Source organism: Pseudomonas sp. SG-MS2 (genome assembly GCF_009933855.1).
Lineage (GTDB): Bacteria > Pseudomonadota > Gammaproteobacteria > Pseudomonadales > Pseudomonadaceae > Aquipseudomonas > Aquipseudomonas putida_E.
Genome location: NZ_MOMO01000119.1, coordinates 1 through 3,255, shown reverse-complemented (window position 1 = coordinate 3,255; position 3,255 = coordinate 1). Strand labels below are relative to the sequence as shown.

The 3,255-nt window shown below is 63.5% G+C and carries 4 protein-coding genes; 2 read left to right on the top strand and 2 right to left on the bottom strand.

The features are described from left to right. Positions 1–343 precede the first annotated feature (343 nt). Positions 344–595, top strand: coding sequence for a hypothetical protein (locus tag BLX42_RS09530; protein ID WP_046785579.1), 252 nt, complete (start codon positions 344–346; stop codon positions 593–595). Between the two features lie 106 nt (positions 596–701). Here BLX42_RS09530 and BLX42_RS09525 read toward each other — a convergent pair whose 3' ends face one another. Then, positions 702–968: a hypothetical protein gene (locus tag BLX42_RS09525; RefSeq protein ID WP_046785578.1), complete on the bottom strand. Its 267-nt coding sequence runs from the start codon at positions 966–968 to the stop codon at positions 702–704. Positions 969–1,275: 307 nt separating this feature from the next. On the opposite strand from BLX42_RS09525, the gene BLX42_RS09520 reads away from it, so the two are divergent. After that, a complete protein-coding gene (locus BLX42_RS09520; RefSeq protein WP_115275155.1) occupies positions 1,276–1,914 on the top strand; it encodes a TetR family transcriptional regulator in 639 nt (212 codons plus the stop codon). 16 nt (positions 1,915–1,930) lie between these two features. Here the strand turns inward: BLX42_RS09520 and BLX42_RS09515 are convergent. Beyond that, a partial coding sequence (locus tag BLX42_RS09515) for a cytochrome c (RefSeq protein WP_161871663.1) occupies positions 1,931–3,255 on the bottom strand: 1,325 nt, incomplete at its 5' end.

The following is a 3,255-nucleotide window of genomic DNA, read 5'->3' as shown; positions in this document are numbered from 1 at the left end:
CCCCGCCGATCGAGATCATCGTGACCTGCCTGCCTTTCAAGCCCGTCCCCAGCTTGTTGTTTGTATTGCCTTGATCGCCACGCATCGGCTTGCACCTCGGTTGCTCGCTTGTTGTTGTCGTGGGCCGTCTGCGCAACGGCCTTGCAGGGTCACCTTAAGCGGCAAAGGCGTGTGGGATTAGCCGGCCAGGCGTCACACCGGGTGTGAACACAGTTCATAGCTGGGCAGGGCAGTACCCGGCGGGCAGGGCAGAGCCGCGCAGTCGGTCCGATATAACCCTGTTGCCGGACGGGAAGGCGCACACTCGAAACAGCCCAGGACTTCTGGGCGTTGAGAGGTGCGTATGACCACTGGCAAGCGCTTCACGGATATCGATGCCCCAGGTGCCAAACCCCATGAGGACGCAGACTGGCCAACCGGGGAAGACGACGAGGACAGTGAGCAGGACGAGCGCTCCAAAGCACAGGCTTCTGATGACCATAGGGATGAGAAGGCGCGCACGGAAGGCGAAAGAGGTTCGGGTCGGCCGGACCCGTCCAGGGCTTCTGAGGCTGAACGGTACAGCTATCAGCCTTGGCAAAAAATCAAGCCGTGATGGCCCCGGCCCAGGGTCAGGCGCCCTGGGCCTCTGTATACCCGATGGGTTCACACCGGTGCATCAGCGCCTGCCTGCTCGAGCAAGCCACTGGTCTGCAGGTGTCTCAGTGCTTGTCGGTGAAGTGGTGAGGGTAAAGCACCCGGTCAAGTTCCAGCTTTTCAGCATCCCCCACGCGCTTGCGTACTTCAGCGTAGAACTGCTGGCTCTGGTTCTGGAACCTGATGTAATCGCGGCTACAGGCCTTGAGCGCTGTGCTGAGCTGCTCGCCGGTCAGCCCCTGTGCGTGCTTTTGCGAGGCAAGATAAGCCTGCCAGCTGTTTTCCACCTGCTGCAGCCCCTGAGCGAGCGCTGTTGTCTCGATTGTCGCCATTGCTGCACCCTCTTTGAGCCGTTAACGGCCCGTCGGTGTGGATCGCCCGAGCGACGATGGACCTGCGATGCTTTGCCGGGCACTGGTGTGGCCTCGGAAACCCGAGCTTAGCCTGTTTTCACGAGGGCGCCTGCACCGTGCGCCAAACGGCGGCGGGCGCACGCGGCACGTAGGCGAGCAGCCGGCATCGTGATGATGCGTCCGGGCGCAGTGCTGTCGATGGTTGGCGCTGCACCTGAAAAAGCCGCGCAAAGGCCCAACGTCTGTGGCAGTGTTAGGCATCTGGCCAGCCCCACAGTGGTTCCACATGCAAACTCGCAAAACCGGTGTTCGCGCCCAGCAGGCAGACCGCACCAGGCACAACATTCTTCAGGCGGCGGTGAAGGTCTTCAGCAAGGAAGGCTTCACTGGCGGGCGCATCGAGCAGATCTCCTCGCTGGCAAACTCCAATGACCGGATGATCTACTACTACTTCGGCAACAAGGAAAAGCTGTTCATCAGCGTGCTGGAGCACATCTACGCAAGCTTCAACCAAGCTGAAGCCAAGCTGCGACTGGACCTTTCCGACCCCGAGGCGGCACTGCGCGAGCTGGTGGCGTTCATCTGGGACTACTACGTGCGCCATCCCGAATTCGTCACCCTTCTGGCCACAGAGAACCTCCATCAGGGCAAGCACGTCAGGCAGTCGCAAAACCTGAAGGGGCTGTCCGGCGAGGCGGTCGGCGTACTGCGGCCGATCGTCGAGGCGGGCCAGGCCAAGGGCGTGTTCCGCACGGATATCGACATCAGGCACACCTACCTGATGATTGCCTCGCTCTGCTATTTCTATAACTCCAACCGCTACACGCTCAGTTCGTTTCTTGCCGTGGACCTGGCCGATAAACAGGCCAAGTCCGACTGGCTGGCGTTCATCAGCGACCTGGCCTTGCGCGGGCTGCGCTGCTGACGGGCAAGCGCACGGGTCAATGGCTGCCGGGGTTGGCGCGCACCTGGGCGCTCTTGGCCACCAGCCCCTCCCAGGCCGGCTTTTGGGCCGCGAAGCGCTGGCGCAGGTAAGCGGCAAGGTCCGCCACCTGGCGGTTCGACAAACTGTCCTTGAACCCTGGCATGTAGCCCAGCTCACGTGTCGCCGGCGCCGGTATGCCGTGCAGTATCACGCGCAGCAGGTTGTCCGGCAGGTCGCTGTGAACATTGCTGTTCACAGCCATGGACGGGCTGACCCCGAACAGCTTCGGCCCCAGCCCGTCGCTGTGGCAGGCCATGCACGCGCCCTTGAACACCCGCTCGCCATTGCTCAGGGACACCTGGGTGTCGACTTGCGCTGGCGCCTTGGCTGCGACCGCCTGCGGTGTGCCGTCCAGTGAGGCCAGGTAATGGGCAATAGCGCGTACATCGCTTTGCGGCAAAGTTGCCAGTTCGCTGACAACCGGCCCCATGGGGCCGGCAGCCACGCCATGCTTGTCGGAAAAACCGGTGCTCAGGTAGGTGAACAGCTCATTCTCGCTCCAGGGGGTCGATGACTTGCCCAGGGCATTGAGTGCAGGCGCTTCCCAGCCATCGACCATGCCGCCGGCTAGGTAGCTGTTGCCGCTTTTCTCCGCGCCCATCAGGTTGCGTGGCGAGTGGCACGCCGCGCAGTGGCCGAGCCCGTCGACCAGGTAGGCGCCGCGGTTCCATTGCTCGCTGCGCTGCGGGTCGGGCTGGTATTCGCCGCGCTTGAGAAACAGCGCGTTCCAGCCGGCCATCAGGGGGCGCTGGTTGAACGGGAAGCGCATCTGATTGGCCGAGGGCGCCTGGTATACAGGCGTTTGCGACATCAGGTAGGCGTACAGGGCCTGCATGTCGGCGTCAGTGATGTTGCGAAATGAGGTGTAGGGGAAGGCCGGGTACAGGTGCCGGCCGTCGCGGCTGATGCCCTCGCGCATGGCCCGCTCGAAGGCGGCGAACGACCACCGGCCGATACCGGTATCCGGATCGGGAGTGATATTGGTGCTGTAGAGCGTACCGAACGGAGTCTCCATCGCCAGGCCACCGACATTGACCTTGCCGCCTTGTACCGTATGGCAGACAGCACAGTCGCCGGCAGCAGCCACTTGGCGCCCGCGCTCGAGCATCGAGGCCGACCAGCTGCCAGCAGCAGGTGGTGTCACCGGGGCGATTTCAGCGCGCCAGGGCAGGGCGGTAGCTGCCATGCCCAACGCGGCGCCGAACACTCCGGCGATTGAGCCGAACCACCATTTCGAGCGCTTCGGCGCGGGCTGTGCCGGCGCCGGCCCGCCGGAGCCCT

What these genes read in the sequence shown, in the direction of transcription:
- BLX42_RS09530 (WP_046785579.1), top strand. Translation starts at nt 344, where the DNA reads ATGACCACTGGCAAGCGCTTCACGGATATCGATGCCCCAGGTGCCAAA.
- BLX42_RS09525 (WP_046785578.1), bottom strand. Translation starts at nt 968, where the DNA reads ATGGCGACAATCGAGACAACAGCGCTCGCTCAGGGGCTGCAGCAGGTG.
- BLX42_RS09520 (WP_115275155.1), top strand. Translation starts at nt 1,276, where the DNA reads ATGCAAACTCGCAAAACCGGTGTTCGCGCCCAGCAGGCAGACCGCACC.